The following is a 20332-nucleotide window of genomic DNA, read 5'->3' as shown; positions in this document are numbered from 1 at the left end:
TCTGGGGTTTTTTCTTCAATATGGAAAATCTATTTTAGATTTAGAATAACAAAAACCGGAAAATGGTCTGATGGATACCTCATCTCTTTAGAATCTGTAAGCACGGCATATTTTTCCACTTCCACCTGGTCATTTACAAAAACATAATCTATGCGGCGGGTAACCGGCTCTTCAAATTTGTAGCCATTGAAAGTTCCTTCAGAGCCAAAAACATTTTCTGCAATCTTTTTACTGTCGTTCAACTCTTCAGAAAGATATTGAATGCCCTCCGTACCCGGTTCAAGATTAAAATCCCCTGTCAAAATTACCGGCAGGTTTTCAGTATTAATTTCTTCTATTCTGGAAAAAATAAGTTTTGCACTTTCCTGTCTTGCCTTTTCCCCTATATGGTCGAAATGGGTATTAAAAGACCAGAATTTTTTTCCTGTTTCCTTATCCTGAAATAAGACGTAGGTACAAACCCTTGGCAACGCCGCATCCCAGCCGGTAGAAACTTTTCCTGGTGTTTCTGAAAGCCAGAAAGTATTATTTTCCAGTACCTCATATTTTTCATCTTTATATAGAATTGCGCTGAATTCTCCTTTTTCCTCTCCATCTTCCCTGCCTACTCCAACAAAAGAATAACCGTCCAGTTCACTGGTAAAATGTTGCAACTGGGAAAGCAAAGCCTCCTGGACTCCTAAAATATCGGGCTCATAAAACTTAAGTTGATTAGTAATAAATTCTTTCCGGTTGGACCAGCTGTTTTCCCCATCATTTTCGTTGGCATACTTAATATTATAGGTCATTAACCTCACCTGCGCAGAGGAGGATAAAGCAAATAAAATGGCAATTAGAGCGAAGAGTTTAGATTTTTTCATTTGTTTCAAAATTTAAATATACAAGGCTTAGGAAAATTATTTTAGCTGAAGTTCTACCATTACCGGAAAATGATCTGAAGGATATTTTTGATCGTAAGAATTATTAAGAACGCCATATTTTTCAATTTCAACTCCTTCCCTGCTGATAAAAATGTAATCTATGCGACTGATAGGCGCATCATCTAAATGATAGGCATTAAAAGTTTTTTCCGGCCCAAAGCTTTCGGTTTTACAAGCTTCCCTGCTATCCAGGAACTTTTCAGCAAGATACTGGACTCCTTCCGCCTGTGGTTCCAGGTTTAAATCCCCTGTGAGGATAACAGGCAGGTTCTCTTTATTTAATTCCTCAGTTTTCTTATAGATCAATCTGGCGCTTTTCTTTCTGGCTTCATCTCCCCTGTGGTCAAAATGCGTATTAAAGAAACAGAACTTTTTCCCTGTTTCCTTATGTTTAAAAATGGCATAAGTACATATTCGCGGATAGGCGGCATCCCACCCTTTTGAAGGCTTTTCAGGGGTTTCAGAAAGCCAGAAGGTATCGCTATGCAACACTTCAAATTTATCTGAACGATACAAAACCGGACTAAATTCCCCTTCAGTTTTGCCGTCCTTTCTAGCCACACCTACATATTCGTACCGCTTTAAGTTATCCTGAAAATATGCCAGTTGCTCCTGCAGAGCCTCCTGTAAACCTATAATATCGGGCTCAAAAAACTTTAGAAGCCCTGTAAGTGCCTCTTTTCTGAAAGACCAGCTGTTTTCGCCATCATCTTCATTGGCATACTTAATATTATAGGTCATTACTTTCATGTGTCCGGTTTAAAGTTTGAAACAGATTTGAAAATTAAGAGGAATATTTTATTCGGCATATTAAATTTTCATAAAGATACTAATCGCCCTGGCAGGAATAAAAAATCCAGAAAAAGTGGGAAAGTTTAAAATATTCTTACTTACTTTGTATTTAAAAGTACTTTATAATGGAGAATAAAAAGTATCTGAATGATCTTAGTGAGATCAGGGAAATGATGAGCCGCTCTTCGCGATTTATTTCCCTTAGTGGACTGGCCGGGGTTTTTGCGGGTATCTATGCAATTATAGGTGCTGTAATCGCAAAGATGCTTCTATCGGATTATGGCAGTAATTATGAAAATGTCTATAATTCGTTTGATATTACTACAGAAGATACTGAACTAAGGACTAACCTCATCCTTATTGCCATTGTGGTTCTTGTGCTGGCAATAAGCACTGCCATTTTCCTCACCACCCGCAAAGCGAAAAAGAACAATCAAAAGATATGGGACAGCACCAGTAAAAGGCTGGTTACTAATTTTTTTGGCCCATTGAGTGCCGGCGGGCTTTTTTGCCTGGTTTTGTTGCAGTACGAACTTGTAGGACTCATCGCCCCGGCCATGCTGCTCTTTTACGGAATGGCGCTTGTAAATGCTAGCAAGTATACCTTTAACGATTTGCGGTCCCTGGGATATGCAAATGTAATTATAGGGCTTATTGCCACGCAGTTTATTGGCTACGGACTGTATTTCTGGGCACTTGGATTTGGAGTTTTTCACATCATCTACGGGGTCGTGATGTACAACAAATACGAGCGAAAACAAGCTTAGATGAAGAATATAATCGGCAACATAAATAAAGCCTTCGATCATCGTATCAGGCTGGGGATTATGAGTGTTCTCATGGTGAATGAGTTTGCTGATTTTACGACACTTAAAGAACTATTAGGCGCGACAGACGGGAATATCGCCAGCCATACAAAGGCACTGGAAAAACAAAATTATATAAAAGTGGAGAAATCATTCATAAATCGTAAACCAAATACCCGCTACCTGGCTACAGACAAGGGTCGGAAGGCTTTCCAGGAACACCTGGATGCCCTGGAAAAACTGCTGACTTCAGGCAAGGAGATCAACAAAAATAAAGGGATAGAATGATCACAAAAAAATTTATCAATTTACTTTGAAATTCAAAGTACTTAAATAAAATTAATCAAACCTCTAAAAACCTTAATATGACACTACAAAATCAATTAAAGTACCGCCTGGATCTTAAAATTTTTCTGAAACGGGCATTGACCGGCGCCGGCTTGGCTCTATTATTACTGGCAGTTTTCCTGATGATGTTTGGTAAAGTGGAATACTTTTTTTGGATTGCCGCAAGCTCCATTTCCATTGGCGGCGCCGGTGCAGGTGCCGCTTATTATTTGTGCTGCGATTTGTTAGAACCACAGGGAACTCAACGGATTATTCCGAAAATATTCAGTGCTGTTTTGTTCCTCGTTTCTTTCTGGCTAAGCCTTGTTTTTGCGCTTGCCCAGGTTGGGCTTTGGGATTAAATCTTAACTAAAACTTTATATCATGAAAAACACAAGACTTTTTATCATTTTAGGGATTGCAGCGGGAATTTTACTTCTTCCCCTCATCGCCATGCAGTTCGACAGCGGAGTAGATTGGGATTTACGGGATTTTGTGATCATTGGGATTCTGCTTTTTGGTTCGGGGGTGGCTATTGAATTCGCTTTACGAAAATTTTCTACTACAAAAAACAGGATAATTGCCTGTGGAATGATTCTGGCAGCCTTATTCTTAACCTGGGCAGAACTGGCCGTGGGTATTTTTGGGACTCCCTTTGCCGGAAGTTAATTTCAATAAATTCAACAATAATGGAATATTTTGTAGATAAAGATTCAATAGTTCGTAAGATTTGGGGAAATGGAGATACTATTCTTTTCATTTTCGCCGGCGCCTCTGCCGAATTTGCGCTGAACAAAGCGGTGGACTGGCTGTATTATACAGGCAGGCTTCCGCAGGATCCATTGGGAAGGCTATTTTCCACGGTTTCTTATGCACGGGACATCGTTTTTTCTGAAAAAAATTCCGCCCTGGAAGCGATTGGAAGAATAAATTCTGCTCATGCTGCCGTAGAAAAAAACCGTGGGGCAAAAATACCGGATTGGGCTTATCGCGATGTACTTTTTATGCTTATAGATTATTCTATAAGGTCTTTTGAATTGCTGGAACGCCAACTCACACTAGCCGAAAAGCAGGAAGTTTTTGATGTTTTTTACCGGGTTGGCAAAAACATGAAATTGAAGGATTTGCCGCAATCATTTGAAGCATACGAAAAAATGCGAAATACTCACCTGCAACAGCATCTTTACAGGGGCGATTTTTCCCGGGATCTCTTTAAACAATATCGGAAACATCTGGGCTTTGTACGCTACAGGCTGCTCCTGGAAACACAAAACCTGATTTGCCCAAAAAAAGTTCGGCATTTTCTGGGCTTTTGGCGAATCTCTTTATTAAAGCCGGTAATCTTTATTTACAAATTCAGCAGGAACATCAAACTGGACTGGCTTCTTAAAGAACTCATCCTTCCATCTGCCTATAAAAAAGAAATCCGGGCGCTGGACAATTTACCGGCATAAAATAATTCATCACTTAAAATCAATCAAAAAATGAACGATCAATCTTCACAGAACACCGGCAACAAAATAATCGACTGGCTCAAAAACTCCATTACCGCGAGAATGTTTATGGTGGGCGCCCTTATCCTTATCCTGCTTATCCCGCTGCTTTTTGTCCAGGATCTTATAAGGGAAAGGGCTGTAAGGCAGGAAAATGTTATATCAGAAATTAATGATAAGTGGGGTGGCGAAGTCCTGTTTTCGGGACCAATACTAAAAATCCCGTACCGCAGCTTCCGCGAAAAATCTATTTCCAATTCCCAGACCAAAGAAGTGACTACGGAAAGCATCGAAGAAGTAAAATACGCTTATTTCCTTCCGAAGAATTTAAATATAGAAGCGCTTGTAGATCCCAAAATCAAGAAACGCGGGATCTATAAAACCGCAGTTTATAAAAGTCAAACAGTCTTAACAGGCATTTTTCCGGTTCCAGATTTTAATGAAGAAAATGTGGCAGAAGAAAATATTCTCTGGGAAAAATCCAGGATTATCTTTCAGATCTCCAATCTAAAGGGAGTGAGTGAACAGGTAAATATCAATATTGCAGATGCCAATTACAATTTTACTTCTAAATACCGGGAACAAAATCCCCTTCCGGGACCTGAAAGACAATTGTTTTCTATGGAAAGTGAATTGTTGAAGCAAGAGGCGTTGCCAAGAACGAAGCCGGTTTCCTTCAATATGAAACTTTCAGTTAACGGCAGTTCTCAAATCAATTTTGTTCCGGTAGGAAAAATAACCGAAGCTAAGATTAGTTCCAACTGGAAAACCAATAATTTCACCGGTAATTTTCTTCCGTATAATGAAGACAAGCTCACGGGGAAAGGTTTTAAGGCGAAGTGGAAAATTCTTGACATCAACAGGCCTTTTTCGCAGGTTTTTATGAACTCGCTGCCAAACCTTACAGAATATGCCTTTGGAGTTAATTTTATGATCCCGGTGGATGAATATCAAAAAAGTGAACGTGCCGCTAAATATGGATTTCTTGTTATTGGATTAACTTTCCTGCTGTTTTTCCTGATCCAGACACTCAGCAAAATTCCCATTCATCCCTTTCAGTATGTAATGATAGGACTTGGTCTTGTGATGTTTTATACTTTGCTGATTTCCATTTCTGAACACAGCAGTTTTCTTAAAGCTTACCTGATTGCCGGAACTGCCGTAATCCTGATGATCACGTTGTACTCCAAAAGTATTTTAAAAGGCTGGAAATTTCCCATTTTTACAGGAACGTCCCTTTCCTCCCTATACGCTTTTATTTATATCATTATTCAACTGGAAAGTTATGCGCTTCTGGTAGGCAGCATAGGCCTGTTTCTGATCCTTGCCGGAGTGATGTATACCTCAAGAAAAATTGACTGGGAAAATTAATCCGATATGAAACCAATTTCAAAATTTGACCGTTTTCATGCTGAAGTCCGCAGCAACAAATGGCTTGGTCATTTCACCATTTTGGTCAGGATCGCACTTGCCTACGCTTTTATTTTCGCCGGATTTATAAAGGTAAACGGCGAACGTTTTACCTCCCTATCCAACAACCATCCCATGGGGCATTACCTGGAAGCGCTTTTCCATACCGGTTATTATTATACTTTTATTGGAGTTTTGCAGATGCTTGCCGGGGTTTTATTGCTTATTCCCCGCACCGCTTTGTTGGGAGCCTTAATTTATTTTCCAGTTATTCTAAATATTGCGGTACTTTCATTTGCGGTGCGTTTTGATGGTTCGATCTTAACTTCCCCTTTAATGGTGCTGGCCAACCTCTATTTAATTTGCTGGGACTGGCATCGGATAAAGTTCATTTTACCATTTAAAAAATCGGCCTTTAAGGGAGTTTTGCCAGATTTCAGCACCCGCAGCAACAAATTTCCTTTTAGATTCTTAACTGGTGTGTTTATAGTCATGGCAATTGTGGTAGCCATGGTTGTTACCATGAATTTTAAAGCTATCATGCCCCGGAATATGATCTCAGATTGTGAAGACCAGTGCCCGGATAGTAGTAATCCGGAAGCCTGTATCGCTTTTTGTGAGTGCATTCATAACGAGGGGAATTCGCTGGACGATTGTTTAAAAAGATATGGTGAGGATTTTAGTAAATAGAAGTTAAAGTTTGTAGTTCCAGGTTCGCAGTTTTTTGCTCCTGGTTCAAGATTTAAAATCCAAGGTTCAGGATTCAGGATTTCGTGGGTTCCTGATTCCTGGCTCTTGTTCGTATTAAAATTTTTAAATGAAAATATCCCAACATATAATAAACAATAAGGAATTAGTTGGCGCCGGTGGCTTTTGCTGCTCGCTGGTGGTCTTGCGGTGGTGCCTTACGTTAGACTACTATTATTTTTTCCTCATCTGGAATTTATTTTTGGCGGGCGTTCCATTTTTGATATCTCAGTATCTGGAAACCAGGAATAATAGATTTTTCTATACTTTTTTCGGGCTCTGGCTTCTGTTTTTACCGAATTCCTTCTATGTGATTACAGATCTTATTCATGTAAAAACTTCGCAATTACCTGTTTACGATGCTATAATGATTTCTCTTTTTGCGCTGCTGTGTTTATACCTCGGATTTTCTTCCATGCAGAAAACAGGCAGAGTTTTATCTTTAAAATTTCAAAATATCAGCAAACTATTCCTGGACATTTTGATCTTATTCCTCTGCTCCTTCGGAATTTACCTGGGAAGGTTTCTCCGTTATAATTCCTGGGACATCCTGAAGAATCCATTTAATCTTGCTCAAGATTGCTTTAATTTTGTACGCTTCCCGGTAGAGCATTTTCATGTGTGGTTCTTCACCTTTGGTTTTGGGATCTTGCTGATGGCTTTTATTTTATTTTCCAAAAACTGAAATTTCAAAAAGATGAATATTAACAGAAGTGCAAAAAATGCCTATTTCATCTCTTTTTTAATCCTGCTGTTAATTGAAATATCTATCGCGACCTGGATAAAAGATGATTTTATCAGGCCTTATCTCGGCGATTTCCTGGTGGTGATCCTGATTTATTGCTTCCTGATGACAGTAAGTAATCTTTCTGTTCATAAAGCTTTAATTGCAGTACTTCTTTTTTCTTTTGCGGTGGAGTTTTTTCAGCTAATCAATATTGTAAAAGTATTGCAGTACCAGCCGCCAAAAGTGGTGATGATCGTCCTGGGAAGCAGCTTTTCGGTTTTGGATCTGCTGGCTTATACTTTGGGGATTCTATTTACGGCAGGAATTGAAATTTATCGAAGCTCAGCAACGAGTAAAACATAATTCGTTCTTGACAAAAGACTACTTTGGCTATCGCCTCGCAATGCCGCGGGAATGTTACTACTTTTCATCTTTCACATAATCCTGAAGATATTTAAAGCGTTCTGTCAATTTGCCGTTTTTCGTCATTCGGGCGCGCTCCAGAATTCCGTCTTTATCACCATTAAAAAAAGCCGGGATTACATGCTGAAGGAACATTTCGCCAAAGCCTTCGCTGGCGTCTTTGGGCAATTCGCAGGGCAGATTATCTACCGCCATTACGCAGATGGAATTCTTTTCGCGGAAATCAACTTCAGCTTCGGTTTCGGGATTGTAGCCGTAAAGAGGTTCGGCGATGGTTGATGGGCGGAGGGTGCTGGCAATTGGTCCGGCTATATCGCAGGAAATATCGGCAATATATTTGATACGGAAATCGGCCATTTTCGCCTCTTCTTTTGTAAAAAATACGGGAGCCCCCTGGCCATAGAAATGCCCGGCAATAAAAACATCACTGGCTACGGCAAACCTCCAGAAATCGGATTCATACTTTTCGGGATGCTGAAAGAATTCTTCAATAGTTCCTGTAGAACCATCTTTTCTTTTATTGTAATCCAGCACATCGATATGGCAGTAAACCGGCTCATTAAAATCCTGCCCCAGGTATTCCCCTGCCCCTACTTCTTTAATCTGAAGATGATCCAGGATTTCCTTTGCCCCATAGGCCACTTTCCCGCTGCCGGTAAGCACAAATTTATACACCGGGATTCTGATCTTCTCAAGTTCTGACAGCATGGCATTAAGGTCGGGCAAAGTTTCAGCCTTGGGAATGCTAAAGTTGTTTTCTTTTAATCCGATTGCGCGAAAAATATTGTACGTACCCACCAAACCGGCATACCTGCCGAAACCAATGAGTCTTGCTCCTGTTTCATTTATGATTACTTCATGATCGTAAAGCTCGATATTTTTATTTAGAATTTCCCGTAAAAGATCGCGATTATAGGGTTGTTTTTTTATGGTATGAGAAAAGAAAAAATATTTTTTATTCGGAATTAGCGCCGGGATGGGAACTTCTTTTACGCCCAGCATCACATCGCAATCTGCAATATCTTCGGAAACTTCAAATCCGACATCCCGGTACTGCTGATCGCTGAAAATACGAATATCAGAGGATTCAACTTTGAAACCTGCCTCCGGAAATTTCTCTGCCGCTTCTTTTAATTTTGAAGGTGAAAAAACCACGCGGCGGTCTGGCGGGGTCTTGCTTTCTTTGATGATTCCGAATTTTATCATTTTGGTATGGGTTTTGCACAATTTTGAAGTGTCTCAAAGATATTAATTAAATTCTGTATCTTTGCAGGCTCCACCGGAAACTATGGTGGGGGTTTCTTTGAAATAAGAGAGTTGAAATTTGATTTTTCAGCATTGGATGAGATTCTGAAATAACTCAAGAATGACGGATTATTGAATTGAAACTCACATGCGTTAGGGATTGAAGCGGAAATCCTTTTTGCGCGCTTCGACATGCTCAGCATGACGCGCAAAAAGATTGAAGCGGAAAGCCCGGCCCCGCCTGAGCGGGGAAACGCCATGATTGAAATTAGAAGTATGATGGACGAAGTACGAATTGTTGAAAGTTCTAACTTCACACTTCTTAATTCGTACTTCGAGATGTTCTTTACATAATGGGGTCGACTTGGTTTTGACAGCGAGTCTAATTGAGTTGTAAGCACGTCGAGCGCTGGGATATAGCTCGTAAATCTCATATTTCAGACTTTTTTAAACGGCGAGAATAACTACGCCTTGGCTGCGTAACCGAATGATAGTAGGTTACTCTTAGTCCCTGCAAGGCAGGGAGCCAAGATGTCCCGCGAAGGCCTTGATTTACGGCATTCGCATTAGGGGCACCGGTAAAGTAAATATAGGAATTTCAGGGCCTTGATGAGATTCCGAAATTTAAGCGAGGATACGTGTAAAGTTGGTGGTTTTCGGCCGGCTTTGCATCGACAACCAAACGAAGACTAAGCGTGTAGAAAGCAGCTGAATTGCTTGTTTGGACGAGGGTTCGAACCCCTCCGACTCCACTTTTTGGCTACCAGCTAACAACAAAAACCCTGTAAATGTATGATTTACAGGGTTTTTCATTTTTAATGAAGTCATTTGATGGCAAATAATTGCACCTGAAACGAGACCAATACGGTGACCTATTGAGAAACCAAAAAAGGGGTCTCGCTAAGCCATCAAAATACTGTTTTTCAATTCTTTACGTAAAGTTAAAGTTTAAAATCGTAAGCCCTTTTTAGGTACTTTGGGAGACCAATCGAGACCTAAAATTTTAAAGCTTATGAGAACTGATTTCCACGTCCATTTTCACCTCCTCGCAAAAAAGAAAAATAAACGAGGGCTTGCACCTATTTACTTGAGACTTACGGTTGACAGGAAAAGAACGGAATACAGTATATCCCGTAGGATACAACCGGAATACTGGAGTACCAAACTACAAAAGGTAATGGGGAATAATCCAAACGAGAAAGAAATCAACACTCATATCAATAACCTTCGCCATAAGCTTAATAAGATTCACCAGATATTATCAGATAACGATCAACCTATTACGGCTGAAATAATGATCGCAGAATTAAAAGGCGACAACAAACCACAGCCTAAAATGACCCTGGAGGTATTTAAAGAACATAATGAGCAAATGGATCGCCTTTCAGGCAAAAGCATCTCTAAAAGCACCGCAAAGCGTTACTGGACATGTTATAATCATGTTGAGCAGTTTCTCAAAGAAGAATATAAGACTGATGATTACCCGATGAATGATATCAACCACCAGTTCATCATTAAATTCGAGTACTTTTTGAAGACTAAGCGGGAGTGTAATCATAACTCCGCTTTGAAGTACGTAAACAATTTTAAAAAGATCATTCGAATCGCTTTGGCCAACCAGTGGATGGACCGTGACCCGTTCTATAATTACAAAGTCCAGTTTGAAACAGTGGAACGAGAATTTTTAAATGAAGAGGAAGTGCAGAAGCTGATCGAAAAAGATCTTCACCTGGATCGACTAAAACTGGTGAGGGATATGTTTGTGTTTAGCTGTTATACCGGTCTGGCATATTCTGACGTGAAAAAACTGAGCAGTACCGATATCACTAAAGGGATTGATGGAGGGAAGTGGATTCGCATTAAGAGAACCAAGACAAAATCTTTGAGCAGCATCCCTCTGCTACCCGTTGCCGAAGAAATTTTAGACCGTTATAAAGATCACCCTGAAGTAAAAAATAGCAAGTATGTTCTACCTGTGTTAAGTAACCAGAAGTCCAACGCATTTCTAAAAGAGATTGCGGCCTTGTGCGGAATTACCAAACCACTCACCACTCACCTGGCCCGTCATACTTTTGCTACTACTATTACCTTAACCAATGGCGTGCCCATAGAATCCGTAAGTAAAATGTTGGGGCACCAGGATTTAAGAACTACCCAGCATTATGCGAAGATTGTGGATCGGAAAATTAGTGATGATATGAAAGCACTAAGAGAAAAATTGGATGCTAAAGAGAAAAATCCTTCTAAAGAAATCAAATGAGTATTATCGAAATAGCCCAACTTATTATTTACGATACAGGAATATTAAAAATAAATTATAAATGGTTGAAAATTTCGATAAGTATAAATCCAATGAGATATTAGAACATACAACTTCATTAATTGGTAGCAGATCAGTAGTGAACCAGCTCTGGAACACTACAATAAATTTGGCGGGTTGTGTGCTCTTTGGTCTTCATTTCTGAATACTGATTTAAGGGAAATTTTTTCTAATTTAGAATTTTGCTTTCAGCACCAGAACTTTCAGAATGTGTTCTTAATAATTACATTTGTAAAAGAAACCTTCCAGAATGGCCCGAGAAGATATCAGGTGGCATCAACGCCTTAGGAATTATGAAAAAGCCTTAATCCAATTAAATAAGGCAACAGAATTAAGCAAAGAACGAGATCTCTCAGAACTTGAAAGACAAGGTCTAATTCAGTCCTTTGAATTTACCCACGAGCTGGCCTGGAATGTAATGAAAGATTATTTTGCTTATCAAGGCAATCCTGAAATTAGAGGGAGCAGGGATGCCACCCGTGAGGCTTTTAAATTTGGGTTAATCAATAACGGAGAAGCCTGGATGAATATGATCATTAGTCGCAACATGACTACTCACACCTATGATGAAAAAACTGCGATAGAAATAGTAAATGCCATTTTAAAGGAATATGTAGCTCTCTTTAATAACTTTAAAGAAAAGATGCTGAACATCCAAAAGTCTGCTGAATAGTAAGTTTATTATGGAATTTGGATTAAAAGATCATGTACTTCTGAAACTAATAAAGGTATTCAATTCTTTTCCAGGAATTGAAGAGGCAGTTATTTATGGCTCCAGGGCTTTGGGAACTTACCGGGAAGGATCTGACATTGATATTACCTTAAAAGCAGATTTCAATTTTAATGAATTAATTGAGGTTGAGAGAAAACTCGATGACCTAATGTTGCCCTATACGATGGACTTATCCATATATCAAAAACTCTCTAATCCAGAGTTGGTCACACACATTGATACATTTGGAAAGCAATTGTATGTAAAGGAACCCATAGCAAAATAGCTGAGAGCTCATCATTTTAAAAATGAAAAAATTTAAAATACCCAGAAAATTAAAAAAAGAACTAAAAAAAGGATTTTGGTTTTATCCTCCCGATGAAAATGGAGGTTCTCTCTCTGCATCACCTTCTCGTGATATTAATGATTTTAAAGCCTATAAAAAAGGAGTGTTGAGAAATCTCATTGATAAGCATGGTTCAAGGCAGCGGCAATTAGCATTTAGGCGAAAAATCAATAAAGAAATACTCATTTCTGATGAGGAGCTTAAAAGGTATGTTGATGATATCATAAGAGAAGATCTTCGAAATTCTTCATATCGTACCTTGCTGGAAGCAAAAAAGCATCCCCGTGCCATTATTGCTTATTATCAATTTGTAAATTCCTATCAGCTTGTGGAGCAGGGAGAAGATTCTTACGGGAATATATGCTGTATGGCTATAGACAGGGCAAAGGAATTATTAAGAAAAGGATGATGCCTAACATTCTTGTCCTTTTTAAAGCAAGGTGGAAAAATATCTACCGAAGCAAGTATCCATGGGCGTCACAAAATTCCAAAATAGCTGAAAAGTGGGAATTTAAAAATTCAACACTAAACTTTAGACACTAATCCAAAAACTGGACTAGTATAATACCAGTTCCAAATTGGTAAGGGACCAGAACTTCTCCAAAACAAACTGCCTTTTTTGTCATTCTTATATTTTTTAAAACCATTATTTTCCAATCAACGTCCAGCTCAACTACTAAAGTTGAATGCTTTTGAATTCCCAAAAATCCATCTCCTTTATTTTCACCCGGCCTCCTTAGATAAAACTAAACTCTTTTAAAAAGAGGCACCATTAAATTAGAAGGATCAAGGATTTAAATTTTTGTTAAATTTGAAGTTTATAATAATGCACCACATCCTAAACAAATTAATGTTTAACCTACAATGTTAAAATATAAATCAGATTACCAATCGATTTTTGATCTCGCACCTTTTCCCATGTGGATCTATAACTTCGAAGATTTCCGTTTTTTAGCTGTAAATAAAGAAGCAATTAATCACTATGGCTATAGTGAAAAGGAATTTCTTAATATGACTATCAAAGATATCCGTCCTAAGGAAGAAATCTCAAAACTTGAAAAAGCAGTAAAAGAAGCTAAAACACGAACCAATCTTTATAAAGAAAGTATTTTTAGGCATCAGAAGCGAAATGGACAACTTATGCATGTTCAAATAAAAAGTAAGTTAATAGATTTCCAGGGAAAAAAGTGCGAAATAGTAACTTCTATTGATTTAACCGATCGTTATGAAAAGGAGCAAAAAATTAAAACTCAAAAGAATTATCTTATAGGACTTAGCTCTATAAATCAATTATTACTTAAATCTGATGAATGGATCCAGTCTCTTAAAGCATGCTTTAAAATTGTAGGTGAAACAGTTGATATTGACCGTATTTATTTATTCCAAAATAATTTAAATGATAAAACGTCCTCCCAAAGGTTAGAATGGAGCCGTATTAACTCACCAATAGAATACCCCAAAATTCAAAATATCGCATTTTCCCAGTTTCAATCCTTAATGGAACCTCTTAAACAAAAAAGATTTTCTGAAGCTATAGTTGCTGAGCTTCCAATTTCGAAAATCAAGGACTTCTTATTGCAACATAAGATAAAATCTTTTATCGCAATGCCATTATGGGTTCATGACATTTTTTGGGGCTTTATTGGTTTTGGTGACTGCAGTAAAACAAGAAAATTCTCAGAAGATGAAGTTCAATTCTTAAATACTCTAACCGCGAATTTAGGCCATGTAATAAAACAACAGGAAGTATATCTGAAACTTACCTATAGTGAAGCACGCTTTAAGTCCTTGATAAAAAATGGCAAGGATCTAATTGCCATTGTTGACAAAGAAGGGATATATAAGTATGTTGCTCCTACAAGTAGTTCAATTCTGGGAAGTTCTCCTGAGAAATTTATAGGTAAAAATGCCTTTGATTATATCCACGAATTAGATATTTCCCGCTTAAAGATAAAATTTGAGGAGATACTGGAATCAATGCAGATTTCAATCGAGCCCTATCGCTTTAAACATGCAGATGGGAACTGGCGATGGGTTAGAACTGAATTATCAAATCATCTTAATACTCCAAATATAAATGGCATAGTGGCTAACAGCCATGATGTTACCACAGAAGTTAAAAAAAAGCAGATTGATGAACTCTCAGCTGCATTAATCTTGTCTATTGGGCAACCAGGGACGTTAATTTCCAGCTTAAAGGAGGGACTCAATAAAATTGGTAAATTAGATAAAATTAATGTTAGTGAAATTTGGTTAATTTCTGAAGACAACATCCGATTAGATTTGATTGCATTTTCCTCACACAATAAACAATTTAATGCATTTAATCAAAGATCTAAAGAGTTTACTTCCTTTTCTAAGGGCATAGGCCTTCCTGGCCATATTTGGAATGAGAATAGTCCGTTAATGTGGAAGGATATTTCCAATAACAAACTTTTTTATCGATCAGAAGGTGCAAAGGTCTCTAATCTTAATACAGGTATAGGCTTTCCTATTATATATAATAATAAGTTCATAGGCTGTATAATATGTTTTTCAACATATCATGGAGATGAACTTTCAGAGGAATTACACCTATTGACTGAGGTCACCCAACAACTCGGTCCAGTTATAAAACAAAAGATTACTGAAAACGAATACCGAAATTTCTTCAACATTTCACCAGACCCCCACTGTATAATTGGCTTTGATGGATACATTAAAAAGTTTAATCACGCTTTTCAAAGTTTGTTGGGTTATGACGAAACTGTTTTACTCACTACACCTATATTTCAATTTATTCATAGTCAAGATAAGCAAGAATCACAAAATCGGCTTAAGTTATCGATCCAGAGTAATTCCACCGAACCATTTGAAGCCCGATTTATAACTTGCAAAGGTGCTATAAAATGGCTCATATGGAATGGGACACTGGTTTCAGAATCTAAAATAATTGTCGCAGTTGCCAAAGATATTACGGACCAACGATTAGCTAAAGAAGAATTACAAGTTGCATATGAGCGCTTAGAAACGGCTCAAAAAATTGCTAAGCTAGGATATTGGGTTAGAGATTTCGGTTCGGATGTTTCGGTGTGGAATGATGAGACTTATAGCATCTATGAATACTCCCCTCAGAATTTCATCCCAACGATGGAAAATGTTACTAAAACATTTCATCCAGATGATCGCTATTTAATAGAAAGTGATCCCGGAGAGCATTTGGAAGCCGGTAAAGTACAAAGTTTTGAACATCGGATTTTAACAGGAAAGGGGAAGACAAAATGGGTGCACCAGGAAATAAGGCTTTTAACAGATGATCATGGTGTCCCATTCCGCATAGAAGGAACGGTACAGGATATCACGCAAAGAAAGGAATATGAAGAGCAATTATACCTAAGCAATGAAAGGTTCAGGTTAGCCATGCAAGCCAGTAATGAACTAATATGGGAAATTGATCACCTTAATCAAATAATTTTCAGAGGAAAGAATTATGAGCTAAATTTCCACTATGAAAAAAAAGAGGTTTTTTCTAAAAATAATTACTGGTTTGAAAGAATTCACCCTGAAGATCGAGATGAGGTATGGACAACTTTAAACAACACTTTAAACAATAAGGAGGAAACTTTCTGGAGAAGTGAGTACAGAATCCAATCTAAAGATGGGTTTATCAGCTATTTTATTGACCGGTGCCATATTCTTAGAGATGTAAAGGGAAATCCTCTTCGTTCAGTAGGATCTGCTCTAGATGTAACAACTTCCCGGCAGCATTTGGAACGCATCAAAAAGCAAAATGAAAAACTTCGGGATATTGCCTGGCTTCAATCCCATGTGGTACGCGAACCATTAACAAGAATTATGGGATTGGTATATTTGGCCAATGAAATTAATAGAGAGGGCGAACCTACGAAAGAAATTATGGAAATGATAACTGAGTCGGCTAATGAATTGGATGATGTAATTCGTGAAATTAATGACAGCACTAAAATGATTAAAAATCAAGAATAGCGAGATTTTATTGATGGATGATGATAACTTCAGTTTTATAAACTCAAGAAAAATGTATAGCTAATGAGAGAAAAGAAAAAAAAATTCAAATTAGTGGGATTGCAACTACAAGGTAAAACCACAAATGAACACCAACAATCTCAGAAAGATTGTGGTTACTTATGGCAGAAATTTGAGGTTCATAAAATTTTCGACCGAATTCCTGAAAAAATTTCGAATGAGATTTATGCAGTCTATTTTAACTACGAAAAAGAAAAATATTCTTTTTCTTATTTTATAGGATGCAAGGTAGATATAACCTCAAAAACACCTCAAAATCTTCAAGAGCTCATTATCCCAGAGCAGAAGTATAGTAAGTATACTGCCAAAGGTGTAATGACTGGTTGTATAACTGAAACATGGAAGGAAATATGGAATTCCGATTTGAATCGCACATATGGATTTGATTATGAGGTGTATGATGAAAGAAGTCAAGACTGGAGTGATGCTGAAGTAGATGTATATATCTCAGTTACTGATTGATTCGCTTACATTATTTTTACCCATTCTAAAACAACCTTGGGTCTTTCCTCAGGTAAATTATGAATCTCGTCATAATCTGTCAAGGTTAAGCTATATTCCACTACCTTGTTGCGGAAGGCTTAAAAAGGGTAATCGATACAAATTAATAATCCCCTATAAAAACTTTGATCTTTTATCTGCTACATTTATTACAGTTCCCAGGTCCGTTTTAGGTTGAACATAAATCCTTAATCCCGCTTCAAGCATTTTTCAAAGTTTGATAAGAGCCCTTAGCGGAAATATGTTACATTTTTATTCAAATAAACTTGGCAGCCATAGGCTGATGGCGGGGATAAAAGTGACCAGCAGCAGTACGATTGCCATGACCACGTACAGCGGCAACAGGGGTTTCATCACCTTTTGTATGGTAGTTTTGGCTACCCCCACACCAATAAAGAGCACCGCGCCCACAGGCGGGGTACATAATCCCACACATAAATTCATTACCATGATAATCCCAAAGTGCACAGGGTCTACCCCCAGATTTACCATTACCGGTAAGAAAATCGGGGTGAAGATGAGTACCGCGGGCGTCATATCCATAAAGGTCCCTACAAACAGCAACAGCAGGTTGATAATGAGCAAAATCACGTACTTGTTTCACTAAGGCCAAGCAGCGCCGCGCTTACCGACTCCACTTTTTGAGTAGCAAACAAAAAACCCGAAATCCCAGGATTTATGGGGTTTTTCATTTTTAAGGATATCTTTCCGGTATATTGAAATAATATATAAACAGTTTTTAATTTCAATAAGTAGAAACTCTTTCTTGATCGAAATCAAGCAAAAACATCTAATTTCTACTCAAATTTGGGTTAAATCATGAATATAATCATATCGTTATGAATTATTTAGAAAATGGAAGCCTGAACCGGAGGGAAAAAAAGAAATATATCCTGGGTTTAATCCAAGCTGAAATACAGAATTCTTTTTCCAGAATTCTTTACGGGTCAGGATTAAAAGAGAAGAAACATTTTAGAGTTCAGAATATATCAATACCAGATTCCCGAATAGTGTTTCAGGCGTTGGAAGAAGCGGAATCCAATTATTCGGAAAGACTTCTTAAACATTGCTATCGTACATTTTACTGGAGTTCCGGGCTGGGCCTTGTTGAAAATTTAAAATTCGATCCCGAGTTACTTTTTATCTCCTCCATCCTTCATGATATCGCACTTTCTGAAAACCATAATCATATATGCAGCCAAAAATGTTTTGCACTACACGGAGCAGATTATATTCACTCTTTTGCAATTAAAAATAAGCTATCAGGACAGGAAGCTGAAATACTTAAAAATGCTGTCCTCCATCATCTCAACCCTAGTGTAGATAAAGAAAAAATAGGTCCCGAAGCTTATTTGCTTGCCAAAGGGGCTGTCCTTGATGTGGCCGGACACGGCTATCATAAACTTCCACATCCTTTCATAATCGATATTCACAGAACTTATCCACGGGAGGGTTTTAAAGAAGAAATCACCCATACCATGGAACACTTCGACCATGTGGAATCATCAAGAGCTCATATCCTTTTAAAAATGGGTTTCGTAAAAAAAGCTCTTAATAATAAACTCGACCGTAAACAAATGACTCTGGAACTTTTATAAATAGATGCCATGGCCTATCAATGGATAATTTCCCCAAATATTCCATATGGCCCTGGTATCATAAATCATTATATATGAACAAGGATTTCTTTGAACAAAATTATAAAGCCAACGAGATTTATATTTCTACCCTATCCCGCCTGAATAGTAGTAAGACTAATTCTATTTTTGGTCATGTATTACAGGCCCACCAGATATGGAATGAAAGGATCAACGGTATTTTTCCAAAAAAAATAGATCCCTGGAAAAATATTGAACCGGGAGACTGGGAAGTAATCAACGAAAAAAATTTCCAGATATCCCTCGAAATAATCAACGGTAAGGATATGCAGACCAGGATAAACTATTCGAATTCAAAAGGTGAAATGTTTGAAAACACCGTGGAGGAAATCCTGTTCCATATTTTGAATCATTCCGCTTATCATCGCGGTCAACTGGCTCTCCTTATTAGAGCTTTGGAAAAGGAACCGCCATATACTGACTACATAGGTTTTAAAAGAACACCAAAATAAACTATCATGAAAGATCATTTTAAAAAAAGAAATGTCGGAATTTTTATTTTCAACCAGGTCGAGGTACTCGACTTTGCCGGACCTTTTGAAGTATTCTCTGTGTGTTCGGAACTACATAATGAAGAATTTTTTAATGTGTTTACGCTTGCCAGAGATCTTCAACCCGTTGATACCGTTAACGGTCTTTCCGTAAATCCAAAATATTCATTAGATAGTGGCCCCAAAATAGATATTTTAATTATTGCCGGAGGAGCAGGAACCAGAACACTGATCGAAGATACAGAAGTAATGACAAAATTGAACGAATTAATCCAGAAATCAGAATTTGCCCTGAGTATATGTTCAGGAGCAAGAATATTGGGAAAACTCGGGTACCTGGATAACCAGGAATTCACCACCCATCACGGCGTATACGATCATATGAAAGAAGTAGCACCACTTGCAAGGCCAAGACCGGACAAAAGATATCTGGACAATGGGAAAATTTTAACTTCAGGAGGAATCTCCGCAGGTATCGATCTCTCGTTTTTTATAATAGAAAAATTACTCGGTAATAAGATCAAACAAACGACCGCCGATTATATGGAATATTGTCTTGAAGAAAATGTTTATTAGGAATCGTATTTGAGCATGTCAGAAATAGGATTTGTTACCTGCAAAAAATATCCGGGCCTATTCCCGGATGATATCCCGGTAGTGCGGTTTTTAGAAAATAAAGGTAATAAAGTGGAACCGGTGGTTTGGGATGATCATCTGATCAAATGGGATGATTTCAATATACTGGTCATTAGGTCCGTATGGGATTATCATTTGAATCCGGAAAGATTCATGGAATGGCTTGAAGTACTGGTGAGTAATAACATTAAAGTACTTAATCCAGTAAAAACCATGCGCGGTAACCTGCACAAGGAGTACTTACTAGACTATCAGGACATGGATCTTCCGGTCATCCCCACCAAATTAATAAGAAAAAACCAGTTCCATAATCTCAGTGGCCTCTGGTCGGGCAACAACTATCAAAGTGAAATAGTTATTAAACCGGCTATTTCACTGAACTCACATCATACCTACAAAATCAGTAGAAATGAAGCTAAAGATTTTCAGAAGACTTTTGATAATCTGGTCGCCCGGCAGGATTTGATCATCCAGCCTTTTATTAAAGAAGTAGAATCAAAAGGAGAAATATCCATGATATTTATTAATCGCCAGTTCTCACATGCCGTAGTCAAAAAACCGGCACCCGGGGACTTTAGAGTCCAGTCCGAATATGGCGGAAAAGTCCAGCCTTTCGATCCTTCAACAAGCGTTAAGCGACAGGCTGAAATTTATTTGGAAGAAGTAACCGGACCTCTTCTTTATGCACGGGTGGACGGGTTTATTGTGGAAAATACATTTGTCCTTATTGAACT

Annotated in this window: 23 protein-coding genes, 1 other RNA gene and 1 pseudogene; 21 read left to right on the top strand and 4 right to left on the bottom strand. The window is 38.0% G+C overall.

The genetic code is table 11. The annotated features are described in order from the left end of the window. Positions 1-29 precede the first annotated feature (29 nt). Both RM553_RS10250 and RM553_RS10245 read right to left on the bottom strand, forming a co-directional pair. Positions 30-860, bottom strand: coding sequence for an endonuclease/exonuclease/phosphatase family protein (locus tag RM553_RS10250; protein ID WP_311534830.1), 831 nt, complete (start codon positions 858-860; stop codon positions 30-32). Positions 861-896: 36 nt separating this feature from the next. Continuing rightward, positions 897-1670, bottom strand: coding sequence for an endonuclease/exonuclease/phosphatase family protein (locus tag RM553_RS10245; protein ID WP_311534829.1), 774 nt, complete (start codon positions 1668-1670; stop codon positions 897-899). A 167-nt stretch (positions 1671-1837) separates the two neighbouring features. Here RM553_RS10245 and RM553_RS10240 point away from each other — a divergent pair, with 167 nt between their 5' ends. The 9 genes from RM553_RS10240 (at position 1838) to RM553_RS10200 (ending at position 7585) form a co-directional block, all read left to right on the top strand. Beyond that, positions 1838-2479 (top strand): hypothetical protein, encoded by a 642-nt coding sequence (locus tag RM553_RS10240; protein WP_311534828.1) that lies wholly within the window; start codon positions 1838-1840, stop codon positions 2477-2479. Further along, positions 2480-2806, top strand: a complete 327-nt coding sequence (locus tag RM553_RS10235; RefSeq protein ID WP_311534827.1) for a winged helix-turn-helix domain-containing protein — start codon at positions 2480-2482, stop codon at positions 2804-2806. Positions 2807-2883: 77 nt separating this feature from the next. Next, positions 2884-3207, top strand: coding sequence for a hypothetical protein (locus RM553_RS10230; RefSeq protein ID WP_311534826.1), 324 nt, complete (start codon positions 2884-2886; stop codon positions 3205-3207). Positions 3208-3229: 22 nt separating this feature from the next. After that, the gene (locus RM553_RS10225) at positions 3230-3514 is read left to right on the top strand and encodes a hypothetical protein (RefSeq protein WP_311534825.1); all 285 of its coding nucleotides are present in this window, start codon (positions 3230-3232) and stop codon (positions 3512-3514) included. Between the two features lie 20 nt (positions 3515-3534). Then, positions 3535-4299, top strand: a complete 765-nt coding sequence (locus tag RM553_RS10220; RefSeq protein WP_311534824.1) for an oxygenase MpaB family protein — start codon at positions 3535-3537, stop codon at positions 4297-4299. A gap of 30 nt (positions 4300-4329) precedes the next feature. Then, a complete protein-coding gene (creD, locus tag RM553_RS10215; protein ID WP_311534823.1) occupies positions 4330-5709 on the top strand; it encodes a cell envelope integrity protein CreD in 1380 nt (459 codons plus the stop codon). Between the two features lie 6 nt (positions 5710-5715). Beyond that, positions 5716-6438 (top strand): DoxX family protein, encoded by a 723-nt coding sequence (locus RM553_RS10210; RefSeq protein ID WP_311534822.1) that lies wholly within the window; start codon positions 5716-5718, stop codon positions 6436-6438. A 127-nt stretch (positions 6439-6565) separates the two neighbouring features. Next, positions 6566-7180 (top strand): DUF1361 domain-containing protein, encoded by a 615-nt coding sequence (locus tag RM553_RS10205; RefSeq protein WP_311534821.1) that lies wholly within the window; start codon positions 6566-6568, stop codon positions 7178-7180. 12 nt (positions 7181-7192) lie between these two features. Further along, on the top strand, positions 7193-7585 hold the full coding sequence (locus RM553_RS10200) for a ribosomal maturation YjgA family protein (RefSeq protein WP_311534820.1): 393 nt from the start codon (positions 7193-7195) through the stop codon (positions 7583-7585). Between the two features lie 57 nt (positions 7586-7642). Here RM553_RS10200 and RM553_RS10195 read toward each other — a convergent pair whose 3' ends face one another. After that, positions 7643-8851, bottom strand: coding sequence for an NAD(P)-dependent oxidoreductase (locus tag RM553_RS10195; RefSeq protein ID WP_311534819.1), 1209 nt, complete (start codon positions 8849-8851; stop codon positions 7643-7645). A 240-nt stretch (positions 8852-9091) separates the two neighbouring features. On the opposite strand from RM553_RS10195, the gene RM553_RS10190 reads away from it, so the two are divergent. The 8 genes from RM553_RS10190 to RM553_RS10155 all read left to right on the top strand — a co-directional run bounded on the left by RM553_RS10190 (position 9092) and on the right by RM553_RS10155 (position 16774). Then, complete coding sequence (locus RM553_RS10190) at positions 9092-9244, top strand: hypothetical protein (protein ID WP_311534818.1); 153 nt, start codon at positions 9092-9094, stop codon at positions 9242-9244. A gap of 1 nt (position 9245) precedes the next feature. Continuing rightward, positions 9246-9645, top strand: a transfer-messenger RNA (tmRNA) gene (ssrA, locus tag RM553_RS10185). 257 nt (positions 9646-9902) lie between these two features. After that, positions 9903-11150: a site-specific integrase gene (locus RM553_RS10180; RefSeq protein WP_311534817.1), complete on the top strand. Its 1248-nt coding sequence runs from the start codon at positions 9903-9905 to the stop codon at positions 11148-11150. 310 nt (positions 11151-11460) lie between these two features. After that, on the top strand, positions 11461-11883 hold the full coding sequence (locus RM553_RS10175; RefSeq protein WP_311534816.1) for a nucleotidyltransferase substrate binding protein: 423 nt from the start codon (positions 11461-11463) through the stop codon (positions 11881-11883). A gap of 10 nt (positions 11884-11893) precedes the next feature. After that, complete coding sequence (locus RM553_RS10170) at positions 11894-12208, top strand: nucleotidyltransferase domain-containing protein (RefSeq protein ID WP_311534815.1); 315 nt, start codon at positions 11894-11896, stop codon at positions 12206-12208. Positions 12209-12230: 22 nt separating this feature from the next. After that, complete coding sequence (locus RM553_RS10165; protein ID WP_311534814.1) at positions 12231-12677, top strand: hypothetical protein; 447 nt, start codon at positions 12231-12233, stop codon at positions 12675-12677. Positions 12678-13132: 455 nt separating this feature from the next. Beyond that, positions 13133-16252: a PAS domain S-box protein gene (locus RM553_RS10160; RefSeq protein ID WP_311534813.1), complete on the top strand. Its 3120-nt coding sequence runs from the start codon at positions 13133-13135 to the stop codon at positions 16250-16252. Between the two features lie 63 nt (positions 16253-16315). Further along, complete coding sequence (locus RM553_RS10155) at positions 16316-16774, top strand: GyrI-like domain-containing protein (RefSeq protein WP_311534812.1); 459 nt, start codon at positions 16316-16318, stop codon at positions 16772-16774. Positions 16775-17065: 291 nt separating this feature from the next. Here the strand turns inward: RM553_RS10155 and RM553_RS10150 are convergent. After that, positions 17066-17439: pseudogene (locus RM553_RS10150) on the bottom strand (TRAP transporter large permease subunit); the annotation flags it as partial. Between the two features lie 213 nt (positions 17440-17652). On the opposite strand from RM553_RS10150, the gene RM553_RS10145 reads away from it, so the two are divergent. From RM553_RS10145 to RM553_RS10130, 4 genes are all read left to right on the top strand, one after another. Beyond that, positions 17653-18411 (top strand): HD domain-containing protein, encoded by a 759-nt coding sequence (locus RM553_RS10145; RefSeq protein WP_311534811.1) that lies wholly within the window; start codon positions 17653-17655, stop codon positions 18409-18411. A 74-nt stretch (positions 18412-18485) separates the two neighbouring features. Then, positions 18486-18923, top strand: a complete 438-nt coding sequence (locus RM553_RS10140; RefSeq protein WP_311534810.1) for a DinB family protein — start codon at positions 18486-18488, stop codon at positions 18921-18923. 6 nt (positions 18924-18929) lie between these two features. Continuing rightward, a complete protein-coding gene (locus RM553_RS10135) occupies positions 18930-19538 on the top strand; it encodes a DJ-1/PfpI family protein (RefSeq protein WP_311534809.1) in 609 nt (202 codons plus the stop codon). Between the two features lie 15 nt (positions 19539-19553). Further along, a partial coding sequence (locus RM553_RS10130) for an ATP-grasp domain-containing protein (RefSeq protein ID WP_311534808.1) occupies positions 19554-20332 on the top strand: 779 nt, incomplete at its 3' end.

Origin of the sequence: Autumnicola tepida (assembly GCF_031846485.1) — a bacterium.
GTDB lineage: Bacteria > Bacteroidota > Bacteroidia > Flavobacteriales > Flavobacteriaceae > Autumnicola > Autumnicola tepida.
Note: the sequence above shows the minus strand (reverse complement) of the source record. Positions and strands in the feature narration are given on the sequence as shown.